The following is a 24,141-nucleotide window of genomic DNA, read 5'->3' as shown; positions in this document are numbered from 1 at the left end:
AAATGCTCCGGTGGCTTACTTGAGAATTGCGACGGTCAGTTCCTGCAACGCGGCGGGCAGCCCCTCGGGGGGGCGGCGGCGGCAGCCGAACTTCCAGGCCGGGGCCGTGGCCCTGTGCAGTCCGTCCTCTCCTTCCTCGAAGGAAAGGCCGAACTCCTCCCAGACCTCGAAGATCTCGGGATCGGCGCAGACCAGCTCCGCGCCCTCGGGCAGGAACGCGGGCAGGGACTCCACCACCCGCTGCCAGGGCAGCTGGATCTCCTGGCCGTCGGAAGTGCCCCCGGTGTGGCTCAGGGTCTCGCCCAGGACGGTCTCCCGCTCACCCAGGCTGTCCTCCTCGTCCACGCCGATGGACCGGTCCATGGCGTCCCAGCCGTTCCGGATGCCCTCTTCCAGCCCGACCAGTTCGAGGATGCGCTCCTCGAAGGTCCAGGCCAGGAGCAGCACGAACTGGGCCTTGGAGCGGGCATCGCGGGCCTCGCGCTCCTGCTTGGTGCCCTGCCCGTCGTCGAACTGGCGCGACAGCTGGGCCTGGATGGACATGGACGACCCCTCGTAGAAGTCGTTGGCGGTGATGGCCCCGAAATAGGCCATCTCGGCCGGGTCCTTGAACTGCTCGCCGAAATGGATGGAGTCGTTGATCAGCGCCCTGGCCGTCCGGGGATCGAGAGGCAGCCCCTCGGGCCGGAAGGCGTGGGGGGCCGGCTCGTCGGTCAGGCCGGGATCGAAAAAGGTCAGCCCGTCGAGGTCGTCACCGGACCACAGTTCGGGGTGCATGTAGGGAAATGCCAGCAGCATGCGCGCTCTCCTTGCTCTATTCGTCGCTGTTGGGGTCGAAGTGGCGGCACCGCCCGGCGCACCGGGGCAGGCCCATGACGCAGACCCCGTTCAGATGGTGTCCGCAACCCGGCGCGTCCGCACCGGGTAGGTAGGTGTACAGCCCGCAGTGAAAGGTGTCCCGAGCCACCCGCTGGAACTGCCGCCCCCAGAGGTCCGGGGCCGCGTCCTCGTCCACGCCGAAATACTCGGCGCGGCGCAGGAAGTCGTCAAAGGAGGACTCCCACCGGGCCGTGACCTGGCAACGCCATGACTTCGTGTATCCGGGGTTGAGCCACTCCTCGTAGAGGCAGCGGCCGTTGATGTGGTGCCGGCAGTCCGTGCCGGGCAACCGTGAAATGGTGCCCATTCCTACCCTTGGTTCTGTGCGTGGGGAAACATCGGCGGCCGTGGCCGACCCGTCTTCCTGTGCCGATGGGGATGATGTAAGGCCCGAACATTCAATTGTAAAGCCAAACCGCCCTTTTCCGGCCCCGAATCCCGTCGGGGCCGAGGTGGGGAAATGTCTGGCCGTCCTTGACTGGGCATGGAGCCGGGTGTATAGCCACTATCACAAATTATGGTGAAGTCATTCACCCAATTGGAGGCTATTTATGATTGGCGGATTCGGCGTTTGGGAACTCTTGATCATCCTCGTGATTGTTTTGGTCATTTTCGGCGCGAAGAAACTGCCGGAAATCGGCGGCGGCATCGGCAAGGCCATCAGCAATTTCAAGAAGGCCACCAGCGAGCCTGACGAAATCGACGTGACCCCCAAATCCTCTCCCTCCGACGACGAGAAGAAGGACAGCTAGCCCCTACTCCCTCCATCAACGGCCCTTTCGCCCGGTTGCCCTCCGCAACCGGGCTTTTTTTTGCCCCGAGCAACCCCACCCGACCCCAACGGCTCCGCCCCCGCACCCATTTTTCCCAAAAGCCCCCCGCCCCCGCCCTCCGCGAAGCGGCGACAAAAAGTTTAGGAAGGGAGAGGGGATGGGGGTCCGGGGGAAGGGGAGAGGGGAAGCCCTTTTCAAAGGGTTCCCCTCTCCCCTTCCCCCGGCCGATCGCTGCTGTCCTCATCAGTAGGGCTCGAAGATTCGCCAACGGCAGGAGGCCCGGAGGCGCGCTCCCCTACCCTTCGACCTGTTCGGAGAAGAGCGCGAAGCCTCGGCGGACGTAGGCGATGCCGGAAAGAATGGTGGACAGTGCGGTGACGGTGATCAGGGCCCCGAGGAAGAAGCCGTAGTCGAGCCCGAAGGTGCGGTGGATCATGACCGCGACCACGAGGACGATCTGGGCGGCGGTGTTGAACTTGCTGATCCGGATGGGCCGGATGCGGTTCTTGACGTCCACGCCCAGGAAGCTGAGCACGGCCAGGCCGCCGACGATGATCACGTCGCGGCTGACCACGAGCACGGCGAACCAGAAGGGAATCCAGCCCTTGGCCGCCAGGCAGATGAACGAGGTGACCAGCAGGGCCTTGTCCGCCAGGGGGTCGAGCACGGCCCCGAGCTGGGTGCGCTGGTCCCAGACCCTGGCCAGGAAGCCGTCGAAGGCGTCGGTCAGCCCGGCCACGGCGAAGAGCATCCAGGCCAGGTTGAAGTTCTCGCCCACGTAGGCCACCACGAAGAGCGGCGTCAGCAGGATGCGGACGATGGTCAGGATGTTGGGAACGGTCCAGATGGCGTCACGCGGCACGGGTCCCCTCCCTGCTCCGGCCTAGTCCCGGTTCTCGGCGGCCAGGTGGAAACTCAGGCCTCGCTGGGGCAGGAAGGCGTTGAGCAGCATTTCCAGCCGGTCGCGGTTGATCACGGACAGGGTCCAGACGGCCCCGGCCCCGGAGGGCTGCATGTCCAGCTCCGCGAGTTGGGCGTTCTGCACGGCGGAATCCCAGCCGTGCAGCACGCGGTCGAACTCCAGGACGCCGTCGGGCGAGAACCAGCCGGACACGGTCAGGGTTTCGCCGCCGGTCCGCGCGGCCTGGGCCGTGGGACGGTCGAAGAAGCGCGGCCACAGGTCGAACCAGGCCTTGGCCATGTCCGGGCTGACGGCCATCCACTCCTGCCCGTCGTAGGACAGACGGCACTTCCAGGTGCCCTTGTCGGCGCCCCGCTCCATGGTCAGGACCGGAGAGGCCCCTTGAGCGGGCGCGATGCCGGTCAGCTTGACCAGGTGCTGGAGGGCCTGGACCTCCTCGTCGCTCAGGTCGCCGGGCCAGACCACGGTGGCGGCCTGGGGCTGCGACAGGGTGGCGAAGAGCCCCATGCCGCCGAGGCTGTCGCGCAGGGAGCGGCGATCCACGCGCACGTCCAGGGTCAGGCCCAGCCCCTCGGGGAAGGCCTGGGAGGAGACTATCTTGTAGCCCTGGATGAACGGCTCGGCATGGCCGAGGAGATATTCCTTGAGCAGCGCGACGCGCTCTTCGGGGAGCTTGTTCGAGAGCATGCCCTTGGCCTCGTCGAGCACGGCCTGGGCGAATCCCTGGGCCCGCGCCTTGTCGCGCAGGTCGCGCTGGGACATGCCCTCGGCCATGGGCTCGAAGACCTGGACCTGCCCGGCCAGGACGGGCCGGACGCTCAGCAGGCAGCAGACAATGAAAAAGAGAAACAGATACCTACGCATCACCAGCCCCCTTGGCAGTCCGGGCCGCGTCCGCGTCGCCCGATTCCTTTTCGGGGCGGTCCACCAGGATGACCACCCGACATCCGTCCGCGATGGGACCGGTCTTGACCACGGCCCGGACCAGCCGGGCGTCCGAGGCGGCGATGATCACGTCCGTCCGCCAGGAGCCGTAGGCCCCGAGGGCCCGGACCATGAGCGGCCGCTTGCCGACCCGCTCGGCCAGGACCTTGGGGTTGTCGCTCACGGAATAGGCGACCATGCCCTTGTCCACCACGTTGGTCCGGCTGACCTGGAAGTAGCCGTAGGCGCCGAACCCGTCCTGGCCGTAGATGATCGGGGCCAGGGCCGGGGTGAGCTTGAGCCCGCGCGCATCGACGACCACGCCGGTGTAGCCTCGCGTGCCGCTGCCCACCTCTTCGGGCGCGTTGTCGGGCGTGTCCACGCCCTGCCCCGTGGCCGTGGACAGCCGGGGCGGGATGGTGCTCTGGAACTGGATGGTGTTGGGCAGGATCAATTCGGCCAGCTGTCCGCGCAGCTTCTCGGACACGCGCACCGTGCCCGCCTCGTCGTAGAGGCCCGGCCCCCGGTACAGGGAGTTCTGGATCAGCCCGCGCACCTGGGCGGCCAGGTCGCTGTCCCCGGACAGGAACGCGCCCACGGTCTGGTGCCCGTCGATGCGCACGGACAGGACCATGTCCAGGAGCCGCTTGCGCGCCTGGACCACGGCCCTGCGCACGGAGAGCGGCGACAGGGCGGTGTCGGATTCGTCCGCGGCCGCGCCCTCCACGGGCCGGACCACGGACAGCTCGCCGGTGCCCCAGGAGAGGGTCCCGTCGGCCCCGAAGGTCTGCACGAGCCCGTCAAAGGCCCGGGCAGGCGAAGCAAAAAGGAGAAATGACAATAAAATGGGAACGAATATGCGAAACGACATCGGCTAACTGTCCTGAAGTGTTCAAGGCCCCGTGCGGCCGGGATGGCCAAGGCAATCCCCCTGTATCGCGCTTGCCGGTTTTCTGCAAGCCGCTTGCCGCCGGCCGGACGCGGTGCTAGCATCCCGGGACGGCCTTCAACCACGGAGCGAGACATGCTAATCCATCTCATGCAGCACGGCGCCTGCCTGCCCAAGGAAGTCAACCCGAACCAGCCCCTGAGCCCGGTGGGCCGGGAGCAGGTGGAGAAGTCCGCCCGCGCCGCCGCCATCCTCGGCCTGCGCTTCCAGCTGGTGGCGGCCAGTTCCAAGGTCCGCTCCATCCAGACCGCCGAGATCATGGCCGGACAGACCGGCTACCCCGTGGAACGCATCGTGGTCACGGACGCGGTCAAGGCCATGGCCCCGACCGCCGAGACCATCAATTTCATCCGCGAATACGAAGGGTTGGATTCCATCCTCATCACCGGCCACCTGCCCTCCCTGGCCCTCCTGGCCTCAGCCATCCTGTCGCCGGGAAGGCATGTGGAGGTCCGTGTGGAGAACGGCGGGCTCATGCAGCTCGGTCTCGAACCCGGCAAGTCCGCCGGGACCCTGAACTGGGCCCTGACCCCGACGCAGCTGACCGTCCTGGCCGGAAGCTGATCAGCCCCGCTCCGCCAGCCACGCCACCGTCAGGTCGGCCACGGCCCGGTTCTCGCCGGGCGCGAACCAGTGGATGTCCGCCTCCCTGTTGAACCAGGTCAGCTGCCGTTTGGCATAGGCCCTGGTGTTCCGCACCCATTTCTCTCGGGCCTCGGCCAGGGTCAGTGCGCCGCGCAGGAACCCGAGCAGCTCGGCGCAGCCGATGCCGGTCCAGCCCGGCGCGTCCGGGTCCGGGCAACGCGCGAAGGCGGCCCTGGCCTCGTCCAGCCCCCCGCGCTCGAGCATGACGTCGATGCGCGCGGCCAGGAGCGGCTCCAGGTCGTTCAGGGCCAGGCGCATGCCGATCTTGAGGGCGTCGTAGGGGGCCGGGGCGTGCTCGCTCTCGGTGTGCCACCAGGTCATGGTCCGGCCCGTGGCCAGGAAGACCTCGGCGGCGCGGGCGTTGCGCTGGGTGTCGTTGGGATGGATTTTGGCCGCGTAGTCCGGGTCGGTGCGCGTCAGTTCCGCGTGCAGGGCCTGGGGCCCTTCCGCTGCCACGCGATCAAGGACCTGTCGGCGAATGTCCTCGGGAATCTCCGGGATGGGCGCAATGCCGGTCAGCAGGGAGCGGAGATAGAGCCCGGTGCCGCCCACCAGGATGGGCAGGCGGCCCTCCCCGCGCACGGCCTCGATCCTGTCCACGGCCAGCTCCACGAACCGGGCCGCGGTCATCTTCTCCCCGGTGGGCAGGAATCCGTAGAGATGGTGCGGGCAGGCGGCGCGCTCGTCCGCGTCGGGCTGGGCCGTGATGATCGGAAAGTCGCGGTAGACCTGACGGGAGTCGAAGTTGATGACGCTCGCGGGCAGGCGGCCCGCAATGGCGATGGCCGCTGAGGTCTTGCCCGTGCCGGTCGGGCCGAGCAGGCAGACGATGGGGGGCTTGCTCATATGTAGTGGTTGTGTCCCCACTCCTGGGGCTTGACGCCGAACTTGACCGACAGGGCCGTGGCCACCGGGCCGGGCACCAGCCCCCGGATGTCCCCGCCGTACTGAGCCACTTCCTTGACGATGGTGGAGCTCAGGTACATCCACTTGAAGTCGGTCATCATGAACACAGTCTCGATGTCGTGCTTGAGCTTGCGGTTCATGAGGGCCATCTGGAACTCGTACTCGAAGTCCGAGACCGCGCGCAGGCCGCGCATGATGGACCCCGCCCCCCGGCTCTCCACGTAGTCGATGAGCAGGCAGTCAAAGGATTCCACGGTGATCCTGGGCTCGTCGCGGAACACGTCCCGGGCCAGGGCCACGCGCTCGCCCACGGTGAACAGCGTCCGCTTGGGCGTGCTCTCGGCCACGCCCAGGATGATGTTGTCGAAGACGTTCAGCCCCCGGCGGGTCAGGCCCACGTGGCCCATGGTCAAAGGATCGAAGGTGCCGGGGTACACGGCCAGCCTGGGGTTCAATTTCGCCATAACAAAATCCTGGTTTGACCGTATTCGCGGTCGGTTAGCAACTCCATGGCCCCCACGGGGCCGTCCTCCGGGGCGGTCACCGAGCGTTCCACCTCGGCCAGAACCAGCCCGCCCGGCGCGATCCAGCCGTTCTCCAGCGCCTTTTCCAGGGCCGGGACGAGCAGGTCGTGCCCGTAGGGCGGATCGATGAAGACCAGGTCGAACGGACGCTCCGGCCCCTTGGACAATACACTGAAAAGGTCCTTGCAGACCACCCTGAAATGGCCCTTGTCCACCTTGAGGTCCGCCAGGTTGCGGCGGATGAGCGCGGCGGCCTTGGGGCTCTTCTCCACGAACCAGGCCATGGGCGCGCCCCGGCTCAGGCATTCCAGGGCCAGGGAGCCGCTGCCCGCGAACATGTCGATGACCCGCGCCCGGCCGAAGTCCACGCCGCGCGCCGCGAGCATGGAGAACACCGACTCGCGCACCTTCATGGTCGCGGGCCGGTAGCCCGGTCCTTCGCAGGTCAGAATCCTGCGCCCCTTGTATTGTCCGCCGACGATGCGCACGGCTACATCTCGGAGACCAGCTCCACGATGCTGCGATTGATGTCAAGCAGCTTGTCGCGCAGCTCGGCCTGGTCCACCCAGGGCCGCTTCTCCACGTCCCGGATGCGGTTGCGCAGCTCCTGGTACAGGGTCTCGGAGTCGGCCAGCAGAAATTCCCAGTCCACGTGCGGCCGGGCCACCTCCATGTCGACCACGGGCTCCAGTTCCTTGCCCGGCTCAAGCTCCAGGACCTCCATGTACTCCGGGATGTGCACCTCGAAGCCGAACCGCTCCACGATCAGCCTGGCGAACTCCTTCTGGACCTCGGCCTCGCCGTGCACCAGCAGGATCTTGATGGGCTTGCCCTGCATGGTCCCGAGCCAGTCGAGCAGCTCGTCGCGCCCGGCGTGACCCGAGAAGCCGTTGATGGTGAAGACCTTGGCCTTGACCAGGACCTCCTCGCCGAAGATGGTGATCTTCTTGGCCCCGTTGACGATCTTGCGGCCCGGCGTGCCCACGCCCTGCCAGCCCACGAAGACCACGCTGGCCCCCGGACGCCACAGGTTGTGCCGGAGGTGGTGCTTGATCCGGCCCGCGTTGGCCATGCCGCTGGCCGAGATGATGATGGCCGGGCCCTTGGACTCGTTGATGGCCTGGGACTGCTCCCGCGTCTGGGTGAAATGGAGGTTGGGCAGGTCCAGGGGGTTTTCCCCGGCCCGGATGTACTTCTGGGTTTCCTCATCGAAATATTCAGGATGCTTGCGGAAGATCTCCGTGGCCCGGATGGCCAGCGGGCTGTCCAGGTAGACCGGCATGTCCGCGGGCAGCTTGCCCTGCTTCCTGAGCAGGAACAGCGAGTAGATGATCTGCTGGGAGCGCTCCACGGCAAAGGCCGGGATGACCACCTTCTCGCCGTTGCCGTAGCTGTAGGCGATGGCCTCGGCCAGCTCCTCCAGGCTGCCCTTGGCGTCCACGTGGTTGCGGTTGCCGTAGGTGGACTCCATGAACAGGTAGTCCGCGCACTCCATGTCCGAGGGGTCGTTGACGATGAGCTGCTCGGGCCTGCCCAGATCGCCGGAGAAGACCGTCTTGGTCAGCTTGCCGTCCTCCTCGTACTCGATCTCGATGAAGGCCGAACCGAGGATGTGTCCGGCGTCCTTGTAGGTCACCTTGATGCCCGGCGCGGGCTCGAAGGTCTTGGAGTAGTCGATGGTCGCGAACAGGGGCGTGGTCCGTTCGGCGTCGGCGATGGTGTAGAGCGGCTTGATCATGTCGCCGCCGGTCCGCCGCTGCTTGCGGTTGTCCCACTCGGTCTCCATCTCCTGGATGTGGGCCGAGTCGAGGAGCATGATCTCAAGCAGGTCGCGGGTGGGCGCGGTGCAGTAGATGGGGTTATGGTACCCCTTGGCCACCAGGGCGGGCAGAAGCCCGGTGTGGTCCATGTGCGCGTGGGTGATCAGGATGAAATCCAGTTTCTTGGGGCCGTAGGCGGCGATGTTCCAGTTGCGCTTCTCGATTTCACGGTTGCCCTGGTGCATGCCGCAGTCCACGGCGAACCGCTTGCCGCCGCATTCGAGGATGTAACAGGAGCCGGTGACGGTGCGGGCCGCGCCCATGAAGGTGACTTTCATACGTTGTCCTCGCGTTGACATCCCGCCCGGAAACCGGAATAAAATCCCTTTCCGAACGGAACGAAATCAGTGTAGTGAAGCATCCAGCGGAATACTGCATCCGCCGCCACGACTACATGCCCCATAAACCGTGCACAGGCAACCTCCGCCATGGGCGCACAGGAGAACCAATGATTCATCGATCCAAGCAATATCTCATCGACGACCTGTCCATCCACGAATCCTGGCGGCTCTTCAAGATCATGTCCGAAATCGTGGACGGGTTCGAGAACCTGTCCGAGATCGGCCCGGCCGTGTCCGTGTTCGGCTCGGCCCGGGTCAAGCCGGGCGAACCGCTCTACCAGAAGACCGAACAGCTGTCCAAGGCCTTGTCCCAGGCCGGATTCTCGGTCATCACCGGCGGCGGTCCCGGCCTCATGGAGGCGGGCAACAAGGGCGCCTTCGAGAACGACGGCGAATCCATCGGCCTGCACATCCACCTGCCCATGGAGCAGAAGAGCAACCAGTTCCTGAACATCAAGAGCGAGTTCCGCTACTTCTTCATCCGCAAGCTCATGTTCATCAAGTACGCCCTGGCCTACGTGGCCCTGCCCGGCGGCTACGGCACCCTGGACGAACTGTCCGAGGCGCTGGTACTCATCCAGACCCACCGCATCAAGCCGTTCCCCATCGTGCTCTTCGGCACCGAGTTCTGGGCCGGGCTCATCGACTGGTTCAAGAACCAGATGGTCCCCAACGGCTTCTGCAAGGCCGAGGACCTCGACCTGTTCATCGTCACCGACGACGTGGACGAGGTGGTCGGCTACATCCGCAAGCACGTCATCGTCTAGCCCGCGTGACCGACAGCAAGAAAGCCCTGCTCTACGGCCTGGCCACGGTGTCCATCTGGTCCACCGTGGCCTCGGCCTTCAAGATCGCCCTGCGCGACCTCGCGCCCCTGCAGCTCCTGCTCTGCGCCTGCTTCTTCTCCATCCTGGCCCTTGCGGCCATCCTGCTGGCCCAGGGCAAGCTTAACGAAATCACCCGCATGGGCCGCCGGGAGACCGTGCGCTGCGCCCTGCTCGGCGCGCTCAACCCGTTCATCTACTACACCATCCTGTTCAAGGCCTACGACCTGCTGCCCGCCCAGGAGGCCCAGCCCATCAACTATACCTGGGCCGTGACCCTGTCGCTGCTGTCCGTACCCCTGCTCGGCCAGAAGCTGGCCCCCAAGGACCTGGGAGCCATCCTCCTCAGCTACCTCGGCGTGGTGGTCATCTCCACCCACGGCGACCTCCTCGCCATGCGTTTCTCCAGCCTGCCCGGCGTGGGACTGGCCCTGGGCAGCACGGTCATCTGGGCGCTCTACTGGATCTTCAACACCCGGAGCAAGGCCAACCCAATGGCCGGACTGCTTTTGAGCTTCCTGACCGGCTTCCCCCTGATCCTGGCGGCCACCCTGCTCTTCTCCGAGCTGCCGCCCCTGACAGCCGGACCGCTCCTAGCCTCGGCCTACGTCGGGCTGTTCGAGATGGGCATCACCTTCGCCCTGTGGCTCACGGCCATGAAGTACGCAGCCCGGCCCGACGGCGGCGGCACCGCCCGGGTGGCCAACCTGATCTTCCTGTCCCCCTTCCTCTCCCTGGTCTTCATCCACTTCCTGGTGGGCGAGACCATCCATCCGGCCACGGTGGCCGGCCTGGCCTTCATCATCGCGGGCAACGCATTGATGCAGTACAAGCCGCGAAAGCGCGCCTGATCCGGCGCGAGACGCCGCCCCGAAAAAAACGACAAACGGCACGCGACGTCGCCGCATGCCGTTCGTTGTGGCCGTAGCCCCGCAGGGCGCGGGGCCGTGCGCGGGATTACTCTTCCTTCAGCTCGAAGGACAGGGGCTGGCCGAGCAGGCCGTGGATGGGGCACCCCTTGCGGGCCGCGATCAGCCGTTTCCTGTCCTTGTCGCTCAGCCCCTCGGGCAGCTTGATGCTGTACTCGAAGGTATAGCCGCCCTCGCCCGGTTTGAGGGTCACCGTGGTCTCCACGAACTCCAGGTCGATGTCGTGGGTCCGGGCGAACACGCGCAGGGTGATGTTCATGCACCCGGCCAGGGACGCCTCCAGCAGGGAAAAGGGCGTGAACCCGGCGTCCTGCCCGCCGTGACGCGACGGGGCGTCGCACGCGGCCACGTGCACGCCGTCGGTGAATTCGGTCAAGTAATCGGTATCTTTGCTTTTCGTTGTGATCATGAGGCTACCTCGCTGTTGCGATCCGTTGAACGAAACCATGAATACGCCGGTATGCAGACCACAGTTCCGCCCTTTTTGCAATGCGCCTTGCGGTCCGCGAACTAGGCGGAGACGCTCACGTCGGCGGCGATGACGCCGAGCAGTTCCCCGCCCGCGCCGAAGAAGGGGCCGGACACGGTGATGCACTCCCGGCCCGAGGCCGAGGAGGTGTACACGTCGGAGATCTGGAAGGTGCGGGTCTCGGCCACGCCCCGGTACCAGGGCCGGTCGTTCCAGTCCGTGCCGAAGGCCGACGGGTCCTCGGCAAAGCCGGAGACCTTGCCGCCGATGTTGCTGACCGTCTGCCTGCCGTGCGCGTCGGTGACGTACATGAGCTCCAGGAATTCGTTCTTCCTGAGGGCCTCGCGCATGGCCTGCTCCAGCCGTTCGCGCCGCCCGGAACGGACCGCCTCGGACCCGGCCATGGCCCCGATGATCTCCTGAACCCGGCCGCTGCCCACCAGGCGGAACACGCCGGTCATGACGGCCAGCTCCTCCACGCGCCGGGTCAGTTCGTCCACGGCCTGGGCCGCCTCGACCATGCCCCGGTCCGTGTCCGAGGAGATGGCGTGCACCTCGGAGATGGTCCGGGTGACCTCCTCGCTGGCCACCGACTGCTGGGAGGATGCGGCGGCGATGGCCCCGATGCGTTCGGCGCTGGTCCCGGAGCGGGAGACGATCTCCTCCAGGGCGGCCCCGGACTCGCGGGCCAGCCCGGCGGCCTCGTCGGCCAGCCCGGCCATGGACTTGACCCCGTCGATGGTCCGGGCCACCTGGGCCTGGATGCCCTCGATGGCCACGCCCACGTCGCGGGTGGCGTCCATGGTCTTCTCGGCCAGCTTGCGCACCTCGTCGGCGACCACAGCGAAGCCGCGCCCGGCGTCGCCCGCCCTGGCCGCCTCGATGGCCGCGTTCAGGGCCAGCAGGTTGGTCTGATCCGCGATGTCGGAAATAACGCCCATGATCGCGCCGACGCCCTTGGCCTGGGAACCGAGTCCGGCCACGGACTCCACCAGGGACTGGGAGTTGTGCGAGACCGCGCCGATGGAGTCGATGGTCCGGGAGACGATCTCGGAGCCGGATTCGGCCCGCTCCATGACCGTGTCCGCGTCCGAGGCGGCGGCCCCGGCTCCGGCCGCGGTCTCGCTCACGGCCGCGTTCATCTCCTCCATGGCCGAGGCGGCCTCGGCCATGAGCCGCAGTTGCTCGGCCGCGCCGTCCCTGGCCTTGCCCGAGGCCACGCCCAGGGTGTCCGAATGCTCCCGGATGGCCTGCACGGAGGCCTCCAGGGTCCCGGCGGCGGACAACAGCCCCTCGCACCGGGCGGCCTCGCCCAGCCTGCGCGCCTGCGCGGCCTGGGCCAGGGCCTCCTTCACGCGGGCCTCGGCCTCGCGGGCTACATTTTCGCTCTTTTCGGCCCGCGCCTCCAACTCGGCGAGGTACTTTACGATCTTTTGCAGATGACCGGCCATCCTGCCAAAATTGTCATCCTTGCCCTCGGGCAGGTCCATGGCCCGCACGCCCTCGGCGATGCGTCCGGAAATCTGCTCCAACACACCATATTTATTGCGGATCACCCTGGCCGTCACCAGGGAGCACAGACCTCCGACGACGACCAGAGCCCCGATGAGGGACACCCATCCCCAGGGCGAATCCCCGAAAAATCCTGACAGAATTGTCACCTCGCCATCCGAACCCCAGGCCGGACCGACCCCGGCCAACAGACCGAAGACCGTTGCGGGAACCGCCAACGCTGCTAAATGCATACCCTTTTTCTGCATCCTTCCCCTTTTTCCCCCAAATGGATTGTACTGAACCAACGGGAAGGCCAAGCAAATGCCGGGCCACAAATCACCCCGATTCCCGACCACAAAGGACATTATACAATCGCGCCGCAGGCGCCAGACGGGTGCCGGGGTGCGAGCCACGGGACAAGTGAATCAAATCACCCGCCCATCGCCGCGCAACGGCCTTCCTCTCCTGATTTCCGAAAGGATTCATCCAAAAGAAAGGACCGGTCGGACGCAACGCGCCCGGCCGGTCCATCTCGTCGGAGAGTCCGGGGATCAGAGGAAGTCGGGGTCGATGCCCGCCTTGCCACCGGCCAGGATGAGCTTGAGGTAGCGGATGGTCCTGTCGTCCACGGGCACGATGGGGAAGTTCTCGCGGCAGGCGTCGCACTGGGCCATGGCGGGCCGTGACGGCGCGATGAGCGGGACTTCCCGGCCGCAGTGCGGGCAGGGATAGAGGAAGATCATCTCCATGGCCGCGGGCTTGACCGGGGTCAGTGGTTTCTTGCTTTCGGCCATGGTTATCCCTCGCGTACCAGGTTCTTGCCGGTCATTCCGGCGGGCGGCTCCATGCCCCACAATCCGATGATGGTCGGGGCGATGTCGCCGAGGATGCCCTCGTCGAGGACCGCGTTTTCGCGGCCCTTCTCGATGAGCACCAGGGGCACCGGATTGGTGGAGTGGGCCGTGTGCGGCGCGCCGCTCGCGTCGAGCATCTGTTCGGCGTTGCCGTGGTCGGCGGTCATGAGCACCCGGCCACCGCCCTGCAGCACCGCGTCCACGATGCGGCCCACGCAGCCGTCCACGGCCACGCACGCCTTTTCGGCGGCCGCCATGATGCCGGTGTGCCCGACCATGTCCAGGTTGGCCAGGTTGCAGACGCACAGGTCGTACCCGGCCCACTTGGCGATCAGGGTGTCGGCGACCTCGTCGGCGCTCATCTGCGGCTTGAGGTCGTAGGTGGCCACCTCGCGCGGGGACGGGATCATGATCCGGTCCTCGCCGGGGAACGGCTCCTCGCGCCCGCAGTTGAGGAAGTAGGTCACGTGGGCGTATTTCTCGGTCTCGGCGATGCGCAGCTGCTTCATGTGCCGGGATGAGGCGAACTCGCCCAGGGTGCCCGCGTAGTCCTCGGGCGGAAAGGCCGTGTCCATGGGGAAGGTGGACTCGTACCGGGTCATGGTCGCGAAGTCCGCCAGGGCGGGCACGTGCGGCCGCGCGAATTCGTTGAAATCCTTGTCGAAGATGGCCCGGCTGATCTCACGGGCGCGGTCCGCGCGGAAGTTGAAGAAGAACAGGCCGTCGTTGTCCCTGATGCGCCCGTCCACGCCGGCGACCACGCTCGGCTTGACGAACTCGTCGAACTCGCCCTCGGCGTAGCGCGCCTCGATGGCCTCCACCGGGTCGTTGATGACGACGCCCTGGCCGTCCACCAGGGCGCGATAGGCCTTTTCCACGCGCTCGAACCGCTTGTCACGGTCCATGGCCCAGAACCGGCCGGACAGGGTGGCCACCGTGCCCAGGCCGAGTTCGGCGAGCTTGGCCTGCAGGGTGCGCAGGTAGGCGAGCCCGCCCTTCTGGGCCGTGTCGCGGCCGTCCATGAAGAGATGGATGAAGACCTCGGGCACGTCCTCGGCCTTGGCCATGTCCAGCAGGGCGAAGAGGTGGCGCATGTGCGAGTGCACCCCGCCGTCCGAGAGCAGCCCCATGAGGTGCAGCCGCCCGGAGCCCGCTTTCGTCTTGTCCATGAGCTTCCCGAGGGCGGGATTTCGGAAGAAGGAGCCGTCCTCGATGGCCATGTCGATGCGGGTCATGTCCTGATAGATGACGCGCCCGCCGCCGATGTTCATGTGGCCCACCTCGGAGTTGCCCATGAAGCCGTCGGGCAGCCCCACGGCGCGACCCGAGCAGGTCAGGCGGGTGGAGGGATAGTCGGCCAGGAGCCGGTCCAGGTTCGGGGTGGCGGCGTTGCGCACGCAGTTGCCCGCGCCCTCCGGGGCGATGCCCCAGCCGTCCAGTATCAGCAGCAGAGTCTTCTTGGGTTCGGCCATGTCTCGATCCATCAGGCCTCAAGCTCCACGCGGGGAGCCTCGGCCCACATGCCTTCGATGTTATAGAACTCCCTGAGCTCGTCCAGGAACACGTGGACCAGGACGTCGTTCAGGTCCACCAGGACCCACTCCCCGGTCTTGTGTCCTTCCATGCTCAGGAATTCCAGGTTGTTCTCGGCGGCCTTGTCCAGGATGTGGGTGGCCAGGGCCTGGGCGTGCTTCACGCCGCGCGCCGAAACCACCACGATCATGTCCGTGACCGAACTCAGGCCCGATACGTTGATGACGGTGATCCGCTCGCCCTGCTTGTCGTCGAGCCATCCGGCCACGTTGCGTGCCTTTTCCAGGCTCGTCATGTCCGCGAATTTCTTTTCTTTATTCAGCAATGTCTGTCCTTGTGTTGGCCGTCAAACGGCGTCAGTCCCTGGGGAACCGGCCCACCAGGAGCTCGTCGAGCCCGCGCTTGGGCACATGGTGCTTCCCGTCCTCGCCGGTCCAATACTTGATACTGCCGTCCGAGGGAAGCGGTTCCACGACCACTTCCTGGGCCGGGACGCCCAGGGCCAGGACCATGAGAATCTCGTAGCGGTCCGGCAGGTCGAAGATCTCGGCCAGCTTGGCGCGGTTGATCGTGGCGATGATGCAGCCGCCGAAGCCCTTCTCCACGGCCCCGAGCATGATGCTCTGGCAGGCGATGCCGTGGTCGCAGCCCGGCGAGTCCGCCAGTTCCCTGTCCAGCAGCATGATCACGTACCCGGTGGGCCGCTCGCCCTCGGCCGGGCCCTTCCAGTCCTTGAGATACCCCGCCCAGCCCAGGAGCGGGAAGATCGCCGCGCACTGCGCCGGATCGGCGGTGACGACGTACTTGAGCGGTTGCAGGTTCCTGCCCGAGGGCATGAACCGGACCAGGTCCACCAGATCCGCCAGCTCTTCCGCGCTCACCGGCCGGGATTCGTCGAACTTGCGCCGCGACCGGTTGCGCTCCATCAATTCCCTGAATGTCATAGTCACTCCGATGTGGAAGGTTAACCACCGATTGTGTAATGCACTTTGGACCGGTCCGCAACAGCGGCGGCCCGAAGAACAAGGACGCGCGGACCGCCCCCGGCCCACAAACCCCTTGACGCTACACACGACATGGGGCACTGTTCGGTCTATGCAACAATTCCTATTTGCGCGCTTTTTCTGGTTTACGGGCTCCTTGTAGGAGGCTCGTGGCTTATGGAACGGCGCAGGGATGGCGCTCAAGCGGACCACGGGCTCTCGAAGACCCGTGGTTTTTTCATATGCACACCATGGCCGATAACAGGCCGCCCAAGGAGGATGAAGGGATGATCTACGACGTGAAGAACGAGACCCTGCCCAGGGAGGAAATGGAAGCGCTCCAGCTGCGCAGGCTCAAATCCCTGTGCGAACGGGTTTATGCCAACGTCCCGTTCTACAAGAAAAAATTTGACGAAAAGGGCGTCAAGCCCCAGGACATCAAGAGCCTGAAGGACATCACCCTGCTGCCGTTCACGGTCAAGCAGGACCTCCGCGACCAGTATCCCTTCGGCATGTTCGCCGTGCCCAAGGACCAGATCGTCCGCATTCACTCCTCCTCCGGAACCACGGGCACGGCCACCGTGGTCGGCTACACCAAGCGCGACATCGAGAACTGGGGCGAACTCGTGGCCCGGTGCATGATGGCCGCCGGCGCGTCCGCCGCGGACACCGTGCACAACGCCTACGGCTACGGCCTGTTCACGGGCGGCCTGGGCGCGCACTACGGGGCCGAGGCCCTGGGCGCCACCGTGGTGCCCGTGTCCGGCGGCTCCACCCGCAGGCAGGTCACCCTGCTCAAGGACTTCGCCCCGGACGTCATCTGCTGCACCCCGTCCTACGCCCTGTTCCTGGCCGAGACCGGCCTGGAGATGGGCATCGACATCCGCGATCTGCCCCTGCGCATCGGCATCTTCGGGGCCGAGCCCTGGACCAACGAGATGCGCGCGGATATCGAGAAGAAGCTCGGCATCACGGCCATCGACATCTACGGCCTGTCCGAGGTCATGGGCCCCGGCGTGGCCATCGAGTGCGCCGCCGCCCAGGACGGCCTGCACATCCAGGAGGACCACTTCCTGGCCGAGACCATCGACCCGGTCAGCGGCGAACCCGTGGGCCCGGGCGAGGAAGGCGAGCTGGTCTTCACCACCCTGACCAAGGAAGGCATCCCGCTCATCCGCTACCGCACCCGCGACCTGACCACCCTGAACTACACGCCGTGCAAGTGCGGCCGCACCACCGTGCGCATGAAGCGCGTCACCGGCCGGTCCGACGACATGCTCATCATCCGGGGCGTCAACGTGTTCCCGTCCCAGATCGAGTCCATCCTCATCGACACCGAGGGGCTGACCCCGCACTACCAGCTCATCGTCGAACGCCAGGGCAACCTCGACACCCTGGAGGTCCGGGTGGAAGTCAACGAGTCCCTGTTCTCGGACGAGATCAAGAGTTTACAGCGTGTGGAATCAAAGGTAATGAAGAACATTAAGGAATTCCTGGGCGTCACCGCCAAGGTCAAACTGGTCGAGCCCAAGTCCATCGAACGGTCCCTGGGCAAGGCCAAGCGCATCATCGACAACCGTCAGAAGGACTAGTCCCCCAAGCCAAGGAGAATACCATGAAAGTCGATCAACTCTCCATATTTCTGGAAAACCGGGCCGGACGCCTGGCCGAAGTCACCCGCATCCTGTCCGAGGCCGGGGTGAACATCCGCGCCCTGTCCCTGGCCGACACCTCGGACTTCGGCATCCTGCGCCTGATCGTGTCCGACTTCGAAAAGGCCAAGACCAAGCTGAAGGAAGCGGGCTTCACCGTGGGCCGCACCTCGGTGGTGGCCGTGGAGGTCAACGACCAGCCCGGCGGCCTGCACACCATCCTGAGCATGCTCCAGGAGGCGGGCATCAACGTGGAGTACATGTACGCCTTCGTCCAGCAGTCCGGCGACTCGGCGGTCCTCATCTTCCGCTTCGACCGCACGGACCAGGGCATCGAGCTGCTCAAAAAGAACAACATCAACATCATCCCCGGGGACAAGCTCTACACCATGTAGCGCGCCCGCAAGCATGCGAAAAAAAAGGGTGAAGGCTCCGGCCTCCACCCTTTTTTTCCGACCAGCGCCGACGATCAGTAGCGGTCCATGATACGCTCGTACACGCCGTCCTCCCGGTTGGTCCGGATGCGCGCGTCGATCTCGGGCAGACGCGCCTCCCAGCCGGGATGGCGGTTGAAGACGAAACGCAGCTCCGCGCTGCCCAGGGGCCGGGCCGCCACATGGAAGTCGGCCATGGACAGTTCCGACGATTTGCGGATGATCCAGCGCACCGTGTACTGGTCGAACAGGGCCGCGTCCACCCGGCCCGCCTTGAGCATGCGCAGCAGGACCACGTCGCTGTTCACGTCGTAGCGGTAGGCCTTGCCGCTCCTGAACAACGGTTCCACCTCGGGATAGCTGTAGCTCTTGATGCAGCCGATGGTCAGACCGTGCAGACTCGACGCGTCCGTGTATTCCACGGGCCGGTTGCGCCTTGACAGGAGCACGGTCCGCAGGGTCAGCACCGGTCCGCTCCACAGGTAGTTGTCGGCGTCGTCGATCCATTCCCGGCACTCCAGCCGGGTGTAGATATCGTCCCCCGGCGTCCGGAGCATGCTGCGCGAGGCCGGGATCAACTTGACGGAGGTCCCGACGCCGTCGGGCATGGAGGCCCGGAAGATATCCAGGGCCGCTCCCTCGGGTTCGCCGTCCACGACCATCTCGAAGGGCGGCCACCCCCTGGTGAACAGGGCGAAGGTGACGGCGTCCCCGGCCACGGCCGGATGCATCTGGCACGCACAGGCCAGGAGCATCCATACGACCACGGACAGGGGACGCCTATGGAACACTGAAATCAACCGAACCTCCCTCGCCGATACCCTCGGCCCTAACTACACACGAAAATTATTATCCGAAAGAAATGCACGAAGAAACCGGGACTGCGGAGGATTTGACGACTTTCCACATTTTTTCCACAGGTTGACCAGATAAGGAACATCCCGCAAACAGATCTGTGGACAACCCCGTCATCGGAGGAATGCGGCATTTTCATGACAATGACCCGGCGGGCTGGATCGGCCCGGCAACCGTGCGTATATACGTCTAATGCCCGGCCCGTTCCTGTGGATCGAATTCCTGGCCCTGTTCGGCCTGACCCCGCTGCTCCACGCCCTGGGCTGGCTGCCCGTGCCCAAAATCCCCCTGCTCCTGACCATCGCGGCCGCCTGCCTCCTCTATCTCGACAGGAACGGATTCCTTCGAAAAACGGATTTTTTCGTTTTTTTGGGTGAAAATACACGCAATTTGCGGGCCATCGCCCTCCGCACCCTGGCCGTGGCCCTGCTTTCCGTGGCCATCATGCTCATTTTCATCCCGGACGGGCTCTTTGAGTTCCCCCGCACCCGGCCGCTCCTGTGGCTGACCGTCATGGCCCTCTACCCGCTCCTGTCCGCCTTCCCCCAGGAGGCCGTGTACCGGGCCTTCCTCTTCCGGCGCTACGCCCCCATCCTGAAATCCGAATCCGCCCGCACCTGGGCCAGCGCGCTGACCTTCTCCTTCCTGCACGTGGTCTTCGGCAACTGGGTGGCCGTGGTCTTGACCCTCCCGGCGGGCTTCATCTTCGCCCGGATCTACCGCAGGACCGGGTCACTCCTCCTCGCCTCCCTGGAACACGCGGCCTACGGCTGCATCGTCTTCACCGTGGGGCTCGGCCGATTCTTCTACAATCCCGGCTGATCGACGACCCCACTTTCTTCGCAAACCAGTTGCCGAAAGCGACCCGCCGCAGTATAGGGAGAGAATCCGATCGCATGATCGGTATTTCCCCAAAGGCGGTAGATACGGTGGAAAAGGAAATAGTGGACAGCAAATTCCTGGAATCCATGGCGGATCGGCGTCCGTTCATGAAACGGATGTTCACCGTGTTCATCTCCCAGGAGCCCAAGAGAATCCAGAACATCAGGGACGCCCTGACCTCCGGGGACGTGGAAAAGCTTCGCCACCTGGCCCACTCCCTCAAGGGCGGGGCGGCCACCATCGGCGTGGAACGGGTGCGCGACTGCTGTCTCCAGCTCGAAAACGCCTGCAGGGCGGGCGACCTGCACTCGGCCCTGGCCCTCATGGACCACCTTGAAGAGGAGATGCGTCACGCCTACGAATTCATGTTCAACTATCTGGCCGAGCACTGAACCGGCCCGAGCGCGGATTTTCCGGGCCCGTCGGCGTGACCGGCGGGCCTTTTTTCGTGCCCGCGCCCGGACTACCCCTTGAGCGGGGCGTTGCCCACGCCGGGCCAGATGCGCGCCAGGCCGAAGCCCGCCCGGATGAAGGTCCACAGGGCCGAGGCCAGCCAGATGTAGACCAGGACGTGCTCCGGCCGGACCGTCTCCACGGCCAGGACACACGCCCCGCCCACGGCCGAGGCCGCCAGCATGCTGTTGCGCAGGTAGGCGAAGTCGCCGGTGCCCCAGTGGATGCCGTCCGTGGCAAAGGACAGGGAGCCGATGGGCTGGGACAGGGAGACCACGATCCAGCCCGGCCCGAACACCGCGTAGGCCGCGGGCGGCACCAGCAGCCAGGCCACCAGGTCCGTGCAGAGCAGCATGACCAGGCACAGGGCCACGCCCGTGCCGAAACTCCACCAGCAGACCAGCTTGGCCACCCTGCGGGCCCGCTCGCGGTCGCCCGCGCCCAGGAAATAGCCCACCAGGCTCTGGCCGGTGATGGCGAAGGCGTCGAGGAACAGGGCCGAAAAGAGGAAAAACTGCCGAATGGCCTGGAAGGCCGCGCCCTGGTCCGCGCCGAACCGGTTGGCCACCCGCGTGCACAGGGCCAGGAAGACCAGCACCGCCCCGGTGCGCAGGAACAGATCCCCGCCCACGCGCATGAGCCGGGCCAGGCCCGCGCCGCGCATGCGCCAGGTCAGCCCCAGGGTGCGATGGACCGCGATCAGGCACCAGAACGCCCCGATCCATTGGCTGATGGTGCTGGCGATGGCCGCACCGGCCACGCCCATGGGCGGAAACGAGCCGTGCCCGAAGATGAGCAGCCAGTCCAGGACCACGTTGACCAGGTTGATGCCCACGGCCACGTAGAGCGGCGTGCGCATGTCCTGGGCCCCGCGCAGGCCGCCGAAACAGGCCAGGGTGACCAGCACGGCGGGCGCGCCGAGCAGCCGGTAGAACATGTAGTCGCAGGCCAGGTCGTTGACCAGCCCCTCGGCCCCGAACACGGCCGCGATGGGCGGCAGGAACCAGATGGACCCGGCCAGCAGGATCAGGCCGATGCCCGCGGCCAGGAGCCCGGCCAGGGAGACAACCTTGACCGCGCGTTCCGGCTCGCCCCGGCCCACGCTGTGCGCCACCTCGGTCTGGGTGGCGATGCCGAGGAAGGTGAACGCCCAGAAGATGGCCGAAAAGGCCATGGTGCCCACGCCCAGCGCGGCCACGGGCTCCGAGCCAGGCAGCCGGGCCACGAAGGCCGTGTCCGCCAGCCCGGTCAGCGGCTCGGCCACCAGGGAAAAGAGCACGGGCACGGCCATGCGGATAAGCGTCCGGTTGGGCCTGTCCAGAAAGGGATGTCGCGCGGCTTCCGCCGGATTGTCCTGCACTGCTGCTTCTCCTGCCTGGAAAGCCAGAACACATCCCCCTGGCAAAGACAAGCAAAGCTTTCCCTTTGCAAGGGATTTTGCTAGCAATGATGATTATGGAATCCCTGGAAACGTCCTTCCTGCTCGGCCTGGCCAGCCTGCTCTACTCGGCCATGGAAATCACGGGCATCGTCACGGCCGTCATCGCCGTGCGCGAAACCCGCACCCCGCAGGGGGCCGTGGCCTGGGCCATCTCCCTGGTCACCTTCCCGATCATCTCCCTGCCGCTCTACTGGATATTCGGCCGGTCCAAATTCCACGGCTACGTGGACGCCATGCGCACCGGCCGGGCCGAGTTCCAGCGGCGCATCGGCAGGAACCACGACGTGCCCAGGGTCACGCCCCTGTCCGAACGCCTGTTCCCCCACTCCCCGCACACGGTCTTCGAGACCCTGGCCGAATCGCCCTTCCTGGGCGGCAACGACATGGAGTTGCTGGTCGACGGCCCGGCCACCTTCAAGGCCATCTTCGCCGCCGTGGAAGGGGCCGAACGCTACGTGCTCATCCAGTTCTACATCGTCCACGACGACGACCTGGGCAGGGAATTCGGGGAACTGCTCGTAAGCAAGGCCCGCGAAGGGGTCCACATCCGCTTCCTGTACGACGAGCTCGGCAGCTACAAGACCCCGGCCGCCTATTGGGACACCCTGCGCGCCGCGGGCATCGAGGCCTTCCCCTTCCACACCACGCGCGGACCGGGCAACCGCTTCCAGCTCAACTTCCGCAACCACCGCAAGATCGTGGTCGTGGACGGCCACACCGCCTTCATCGGCGGCCACAACGTGGGCACCGAATACCTCGGCCACAAGGACAACGGCTACGGCGGTTGGCGCGACACCCACGCCCGGATCTCCGGCCCGGCCGTGCTGCCCATCCAGGTCTGCTTCGGCAAGGACTGGTACTGGGCCACCAGCGAAATCCCGGAACTCGACCTGTCCATGCCCGCCAAACGCGGCTCGGCAGAGGTCCTGGCCCTGCCCACCGGCCCGGTGGACCCCCTGGAGAACTGCTCGCTCATGTTCATCCAGGCCATCGCCTCGGCCAAGAAACGGTTCTGGATCGCCAGCCCCTACTTCGTGCCCGACACCTCGGTCATGAAGGCCCTGCAAATGGCCTCCATGCGCGGCGTGGACGTGCGCATCATGCTCCCGCGCAAGCCCGACCACCTGCTCGTCTACCTGGCCGGTTTCGCCTGTCTCAAGGAACTGAACTGCCCCGGCATCCGGGTCTTCCGCTACGACGACGGCTTCCTGCACCAGAAGGTCTTCCTGGCCGACGACGTCCTGGCCGGGGTCGGTACCGCCAACCTCGACAACCGCTCCTTCCGCCTCAACTTCGAAATCACCATGCTCATCGAGGAACCCGGCTTCTGCAAGGACGTCGAAACCATGTTCCTCAACGACTTCAACCACTGCGTCGAAACCGGCCTCACCGAATACGACGAAAAAAATATCCTCCACCAAACCATCATCCGCTTCGCCCGCCTGCTCTCGCCCATTTTGTAGGAGAAAGATGCCTCCGGCGGCCGGGGGAAGGGGAAGAGGGAACCCCTTTTCAAAGAGTTCCCTCTTCCCCTTCCCCCGGACCCCCATCCCCTTCTCCCTCCTAAACTTTTTGTCGCCGCTGCGCGGATGGCAATACCCCGAGAAATCACCCTCTTTTCCCTAGTCCGACACGCCGCCTCGCCAATTTCTCTTTTCCCCCGCCCCTCCACCCTCCCGCGACCGCACGCCCCTGCCGAAGGCACACAAAAAGTTTGGGAGAGTCCAGAGAACCCTTTCCAAAGGGTTCTCTGGTCCCCCCGAAGGGGCCCCCGGAGGGCCGCCGGAGGCATCCCCAACTCGTCCGTCGGCACAAAAAAAGAGGGAGTCTCGTTTGAGACTCCCTCGGAAGCGTCGGTAAGGTTGGGGCTAGAAGATATCGGCCATGTTGTAGAGTTTGCCGGGCTTCTGGCCGGCGAGCCATTTGGCGGCGCGCAGGGCGCCTGCTGCGAAGGTCTCGCGGGAATGGGCGCGGTGGGTGACTTCGATGCGTTCGCCGGGTCCGAAGAAGTACATGGTGTGTTCGCCGACCACGTCGCCGCCGCGCAGGGTCTGGACGCCGATCTCCTTTTTGGGCCGTTCGCCGATGATGCCGTCGCGGCAGTGCTTCTTGACGTCGTCGTAGTTCCAGCCGCGCGCCTCGGCCAGGACCTGGGCCAGCTTGAGGGCGGTGCCGCTGGGCGAGTCCTTTTTCATCTTGTGATGGGTCTCGACGATCTCGATGTCGTAGTTTTCGCCCAGGGCCTGGACCAGCAGGGGCATGATCTTGAGCAGGACGTTGATGCCAACGGACATGTTCGGGGCCCAGAAGATGGGGGTTTTCCTGGCGGACTCGGCCAGTTCGGCCTGCTGGGCGGGGTTCAGGCCGGTGGTGCCGATGACCGCGGGGTTGCCGTATTTGGCGGCGGTCTTGGCCATGGCCACGGATGCTTCCGGGGCGGTGAAGTCGATAATCACCGCGCCGGGCACCTTGGGCAGCAGGTCTTCGAGGCAATCGGAGATTTCACAGTCCTCGTAGTGCAGGCCGTCGGCATTGCCCTTGCGCTCGCACGCGCCCACCAGGTTCAGTTCCTCGTCGGCCAGGGTCTGGTTGACCAGCATGGTGCCCATGCGGCCCTTGGCCCCCAGGATGACGATATCCACGGTCATAGAGACG

General features: G+C 65.7%; 27 protein-coding genes. 9 read left to right on the top strand and 18 right to left on the bottom strand.

Features of this window, described 5'->3' with window-relative positions; genetic code table 11:
• Positions 1 to 15 precede the first annotated feature (15 nt).
• Positions 16 to 798, bottom strand: coding sequence for a hypothetical protein (locus DND132_RS01590; protein ID WP_014320954.1), 783 nt, complete (start codon positions 796 to 798; stop codon positions 16 to 18).
• 16 nt (positions 799 to 814) lie between these two features.
• Entirely contained in the window at positions 815 to 1,186 is a 372-nt protein-coding gene (locus DND132_RS01585) for a hypothetical protein (RefSeq protein ID WP_014320953.1), read from the bottom strand.
• Between the two features lie 244 nt (positions 1,187 to 1,430).
• On the opposite strand from DND132_RS01585, the gene DND132_RS01580 reads away from it, so the two are divergent.
• On the top strand, positions 1,431 to 1,631 hold the full coding sequence (locus tag DND132_RS01580; protein ID WP_014320952.1) for a twin-arginine translocase TatA/TatE family subunit: 201 nt from the start codon (positions 1,431 to 1,433) through the stop codon (positions 1,629 to 1,631).
• 316 nt (positions 1,632 to 1,947) lie between these two features.
• Here DND132_RS01580 and DND132_RS01575 read toward each other — a convergent pair whose 3' ends face one another.
• The 3 genes from DND132_RS01575 to DND132_RS01565 are packed head-to-tail and all read right to left on the bottom strand — an operon-like array spanning position 1,948 to position 4,291.
• Complete coding sequence (locus DND132_RS01575) at positions 1,948 to 2,514, bottom strand: CDP-alcohol phosphatidyltransferase family protein (RefSeq protein ID WP_014320951.1); 567 nt, start codon at positions 2,512 to 2,514, stop codon at positions 1,948 to 1,950.
• Positions 2,515 to 2,535: 21 nt separating this feature from the next.
• Complete coding sequence (locus DND132_RS01570) at positions 2,536 to 3,438, bottom strand: hypothetical protein (RefSeq protein WP_014320950.1); 903 nt, start codon at positions 3,436 to 3,438, stop codon at positions 2,536 to 2,538.
• Positions 3,431 to 4,291, bottom strand: a complete 861-nt coding sequence (locus DND132_RS01565; RefSeq protein WP_148266924.1) for a hypothetical protein — start codon at positions 4,289 to 4,291, stop codon at positions 3,431 to 3,433. The genes DND132_RS01570 and DND132_RS01565 overlap by 8 nt, the downstream gene beginning before the upstream one ends.
• Positions 4,292 to 4,522: 231 nt before the next feature.
• Here DND132_RS01565 and DND132_RS01560 point away from each other — a divergent pair, with 231 nt between their 5' ends.
• Positions 4,523 to 5,011 carry a SixA phosphatase family protein gene (locus DND132_RS01560; RefSeq protein ID WP_014320948.1) on the top strand — a complete coding sequence of 163 codons (489 nt, stop codon included), beginning with the start codon at positions 4,523 to 4,525 and terminating at the stop codon, positions 5,009 to 5,011.
• Here DND132_RS01560 and miaA read toward each other — a convergent pair whose 3' ends face one another.
• From miaA to DND132_RS01540, 4 genes are read right to left on the bottom strand one after another with little or no spacing between them, the layout of a single operon-like run.
• Positions 5,012 to 5,938 carry a tRNA (adenosine(37)-N6)-dimethylallyltransferase MiaA gene (gene miaA / locus DND132_RS01555; RefSeq protein WP_014320947.1) on the bottom strand — a complete coding sequence of 309 codons (927 nt, stop codon included), beginning with the start codon at positions 5,936 to 5,938 and terminating at the stop codon, positions 5,012 to 5,014.
• The gene (coaD, locus tag DND132_RS01550) at positions 5,935 to 6,462 is read right to left on the bottom strand and encodes a pantetheine-phosphate adenylyltransferase (protein ID WP_014320946.1); all 528 of its coding nucleotides are present in this window, start codon (positions 6,460 to 6,462) and stop codon (positions 5,935 to 5,937) included. The genes miaA and coaD overlap by 4 nt, the downstream gene beginning before the upstream one ends.
• Entirely contained in the window at positions 6,450 to 7,010 is a 561-nt protein-coding gene (gene rsmD, locus DND132_RS01545) for a 16S rRNA (guanine(966)-N(2))-methyltransferase RsmD (RefSeq protein ID WP_014320945.1), read from the bottom strand. The genes coaD and rsmD overlap by 13 nt, the downstream gene beginning before the upstream one ends.
• 2 nt (positions 7,011 to 7,012) lie before the next feature.
• Positions 7,013 to 8,620 carry an MBL fold metallo-hydrolase RNA specificity domain-containing protein gene (locus DND132_RS01540; protein ID WP_014320944.1) on the bottom strand — a complete coding sequence of 536 codons (1,608 nt, stop codon included), beginning with the start codon at positions 8,618 to 8,620 and terminating at the stop codon, positions 7,013 to 7,015.
• Positions 8,621 to 8,793: 173 nt separating this feature from the next.
• On the opposite strand from DND132_RS01540, the gene DND132_RS01535 reads away from it, so the two are divergent.
• Complete coding sequence (locus DND132_RS01535; protein WP_190275305.1) at positions 8,794 to 9,450, top strand: LOG family protein; 657 nt, start codon at positions 8,794 to 8,796, stop codon at positions 9,448 to 9,450.
• Between the two features lie 5 nt (positions 9,451 to 9,455).
• Positions 9,456 to 10,358 (top strand): DMT family transporter, encoded by a 903-nt coding sequence (locus DND132_RS01530; protein ID WP_014320942.1) that lies wholly within the window; start codon positions 9,456 to 9,458, stop codon positions 10,356 to 10,358.
• 106 nt (positions 10,359 to 10,464) lie between these two features.
• Here DND132_RS01530 and DND132_RS17485 read toward each other — a convergent pair whose 3' ends face one another.
• The 6 genes from DND132_RS17485 to DND132_RS01500 form a co-directional block, all read right to left on the bottom strand.
• Positions 10,465 to 10,812 (bottom strand): OsmC family protein, encoded by a 348-nt coding sequence (locus DND132_RS17485; protein WP_050813936.1) that lies wholly within the window; start codon positions 10,810 to 10,812, stop codon positions 10,465 to 10,467.
• 134 nt (positions 10,813 to 10,946) lie between these two features.
• Entirely contained in the window at positions 10,947 to 12,566 is a 1,620-nt protein-coding gene (locus DND132_RS01520) for a methyl-accepting chemotaxis protein (RefSeq protein ID WP_238528291.1), read from the bottom strand.
• 384 nt (positions 12,567 to 12,950) lie between these two features.
• A complete protein-coding gene (locus DND132_RS01515) occupies positions 12,951 to 13,193 on the bottom strand; it encodes a hypothetical protein (RefSeq protein ID WP_014320939.1) in 243 nt (80 codons plus the stop codon).
• Between the two features lie 2 nt (positions 13,194 to 13,195).
• On the bottom strand, positions 13,196 to 14,725 hold the full coding sequence (gpmI, locus tag DND132_RS01510) for a 2,3-bisphosphoglycerate-independent phosphoglycerate mutase (protein ID WP_041915659.1): 1,530 nt from the start codon (positions 14,723 to 14,725) through the stop codon (positions 13,196 to 13,198).
• 11 nt (positions 14,726 to 14,736) lie between these two features.
• On the bottom strand, positions 14,737 to 15,111 hold the full coding sequence (gene rsfS / locus DND132_RS01505; protein WP_014320937.1) for a ribosome silencing factor: 375 nt from the start codon (positions 15,109 to 15,111) through the stop codon (positions 14,737 to 14,739).
• 31 nt (positions 15,112 to 15,142) lie between these two features.
• On the bottom strand, positions 15,143 to 15,730 hold the full coding sequence (locus DND132_RS01500) for a nitroreductase family protein (protein ID WP_014320936.1): 588 nt from the start codon (positions 15,728 to 15,730) through the stop codon (positions 15,143 to 15,145).
• Between the two features lie 326 nt (positions 15,731 to 16,056).
• On the opposite strand from DND132_RS01500, the gene DND132_RS01495 reads away from it, so the two are divergent.
• Positions 16,057 to 17,361 carry a phenylacetate--CoA ligase family protein gene (locus DND132_RS01495; RefSeq protein ID WP_014320935.1) on the top strand — a complete coding sequence of 435 codons (1,305 nt, stop codon included), beginning with the start codon at positions 16,057 to 16,059 and terminating at the stop codon, positions 17,359 to 17,361.
• A gap of 23 nt (positions 17,362 to 17,384) precedes the next feature.
• The gene (locus DND132_RS01490; RefSeq protein WP_014320934.1) at positions 17,385 to 17,816 is read left to right on the top strand and encodes an ACT domain-containing protein; all 432 of its coding nucleotides are present in this window, start codon (positions 17,385 to 17,387) and stop codon (positions 17,814 to 17,816) included.
• Between the two features lie 74 nt (positions 17,817 to 17,890).
• Here DND132_RS01490 and DND132_RS01485 read toward each other — a convergent pair whose 3' ends face one another.
• Positions 17,891 to 18,646 (bottom strand): substrate-binding periplasmic protein, encoded by a 756-nt coding sequence (locus DND132_RS01485; RefSeq protein WP_148266922.1) that lies wholly within the window; start codon positions 18,644 to 18,646, stop codon positions 17,891 to 17,893.
• A gap of 256 nt (positions 18,647 to 18,902) precedes the next feature.
• Here DND132_RS01485 and DND132_RS01480 point away from each other — a divergent pair, with 256 nt between their 5' ends.
• Both DND132_RS01480 and DND132_RS01475 read left to right on the top strand, forming a co-directional pair.
• Entirely contained in the window at positions 18,903 to 19,532 is a 630-nt protein-coding gene (locus DND132_RS01480) for a CPBP family intramembrane glutamic endopeptidase (RefSeq protein ID WP_014320932.1), read from the top strand.
• Between the two features lie 74 nt (positions 19,533 to 19,606).
• On the top strand, positions 19,607 to 19,984 hold the full coding sequence (locus DND132_RS01475; protein ID WP_238528284.1) for an Hpt domain-containing protein: 378 nt from the start codon (positions 19,607 to 19,609) through the stop codon (positions 19,982 to 19,984).
• 71 nt (positions 19,985 to 20,055) lie between these two features.
• On the opposite strand, the gene DND132_RS01470 is transcribed toward DND132_RS01475, so the two are convergent.
• Positions 20,056 to 21,405 carry an MATE family efflux transporter gene (locus DND132_RS01470; RefSeq protein WP_014320930.1) on the bottom strand — a complete coding sequence of 450 codons (1,350 nt, stop codon included), beginning with the start codon at positions 21,403 to 21,405 and terminating at the stop codon, positions 20,056 to 20,058.
• 86 nt (positions 21,406 to 21,491) lie between these two features.
• Between DND132_RS01470 and cls the strand changes: the two genes are divergently transcribed.
• Positions 21,492 to 22,949 (top strand): cardiolipin synthase, encoded by a 1,458-nt coding sequence (cls, locus tag DND132_RS01465; protein ID WP_014320929.1) that lies wholly within the window; start codon positions 21,492 to 21,494, stop codon positions 22,947 to 22,949.
• A gap of 405 nt (positions 22,950 to 23,354) precedes the next feature.
• On the opposite strand, the gene dapB is transcribed toward cls, so the two are convergent.
• Complete coding sequence (gene dapB, locus DND132_RS01460) at positions 23,355 to 24,134, bottom strand: 4-hydroxy-tetrahydrodipicolinate reductase (RefSeq protein ID WP_014320928.1); 780 nt, start codon at positions 24,132 to 24,134, stop codon at positions 23,355 to 23,357.
• Positions 24,135 to 24,141 lie beyond the last annotated feature (7 nt).

Source organism: Pseudodesulfovibrio mercurii (assembly GCF_000189295.2).
Classification (GTDB): Bacteria; Desulfobacterota; Desulfovibrionia; order Desulfovibrionales; family Desulfovibrionaceae; genus Pseudodesulfovibrio; species Pseudodesulfovibrio mercurii.
The sequence above is the reverse complement of the archived record's forward strand: the minus strand, read 5'-3'. Positions and strand labels throughout refer to the sequence as shown.

What these genes read in the sequence shown, in the direction of transcription:
- coaD (WP_014320946.1), bottom strand. Translation starts at nt 6,462, where the DNA reads ATGGCGAAATTGAACCCCAGGCTGGCCGTGTACCCCGGCACCTTCGAT.
- DND132_RS01480 (WP_014320932.1), top strand. Translation starts at nt 18,903, where the DNA reads ATGCCCGGCCCGTTCCTGTGGATCGAATTCCTGGCCCTGTTCGGCCTG.
- DND132_RS01490 (WP_014320934.1), top strand. Translation starts at nt 17,385, where the DNA reads ATGAAAGTCGATCAACTCTCCATATTTCTGGAAAACCGGGCCGGACGC.
- DND132_RS01580 (WP_014320952.1), top strand. Translation starts at nt 1,431, where the DNA reads ATGATTGGCGGATTCGGCGTTTGGGAACTCTTGATCATCCTCGTGATT.
- DND132_RS01515 (WP_014320939.1), bottom strand. Translation starts at nt 13,193, where the DNA reads ATGGCCGAAAGCAAGAAACCACTGACCCCGGTCAAGCCCGCGGCCATG.
- gpmI (WP_041915659.1), bottom strand. Translation starts at nt 14,725, where the DNA reads ATGGCCGAACCCAAGAAGACTCTGCTGCTGATACTGGACGGCTGGGGC.
- DND132_RS01540 (WP_014320944.1), bottom strand. Translation starts at nt 8,620, where the DNA reads ATGAAAGTCACCTTCATGGGCGCGGCCCGCACCGTCACCGGCTCCTGT.
- DND132_RS01585 (WP_014320953.1), bottom strand. Translation starts at nt 1,186, where the DNA reads ATGGGCACCATTTCACGGTTGCCCGGCACGGACTGCCGGCACCACATC.
- DND132_RS01475 (WP_238528284.1), top strand. Translation starts at nt 19,607, where the DNA reads ATGATCGGTATTTCCCCAAAGGCGGTAGATACGGTGGAAAAGGAAATA.
- dapB (WP_014320928.1), bottom strand. Translation starts at nt 24,134, where the DNA reads ATGACCGTGGATATCGTCATCCTGGGGGCCAAGGGCCGCATGGGCACC.
- DND132_RS01590 (WP_014320954.1), bottom strand. Translation starts at nt 798, where the DNA reads ATGCTGCTGGCATTTCCCTACATGCACCCCGAACTGTGGTCCGGTGAC.
- DND132_RS01500 (WP_014320936.1), bottom strand. Translation starts at nt 15,730, where the DNA reads ATGACATTCAGGGAATTGATGGAGCGCAACCGGTCGCGGCGCAAGTTC.
- miaA (WP_014320947.1), bottom strand. Translation starts at nt 5,938, where the DNA reads ATGAGCAAGCCCCCCATCGTCTGCCTGCTCGGCCCGACCGGCACGGGC.
- DND132_RS01560 (WP_014320948.1), top strand. Translation starts at nt 4,523, where the DNA reads ATGCTAATCCATCTCATGCAGCACGGCGCCTGCCTGCCCAAGGAAGTC.
- DND132_RS01495 (WP_014320935.1), top strand. Translation starts at nt 16,057, where the DNA reads ATGATCTACGACGTGAAGAACGAGACCCTGCCCAGGGAGGAAATGGAA.
- DND132_RS01570 (WP_014320950.1), bottom strand. Translation starts at nt 3,438, where the DNA reads ATGCGTAGGTATCTGTTTCTCTTTTTCATTGTCTGCTGCCTGCTGAGC.
- cls (WP_014320929.1), top strand. Translation starts at nt 21,492, where the DNA reads ATGATGATTATGGAATCCCTGGAAACGTCCTTCCTGCTCGGCCTGGCC.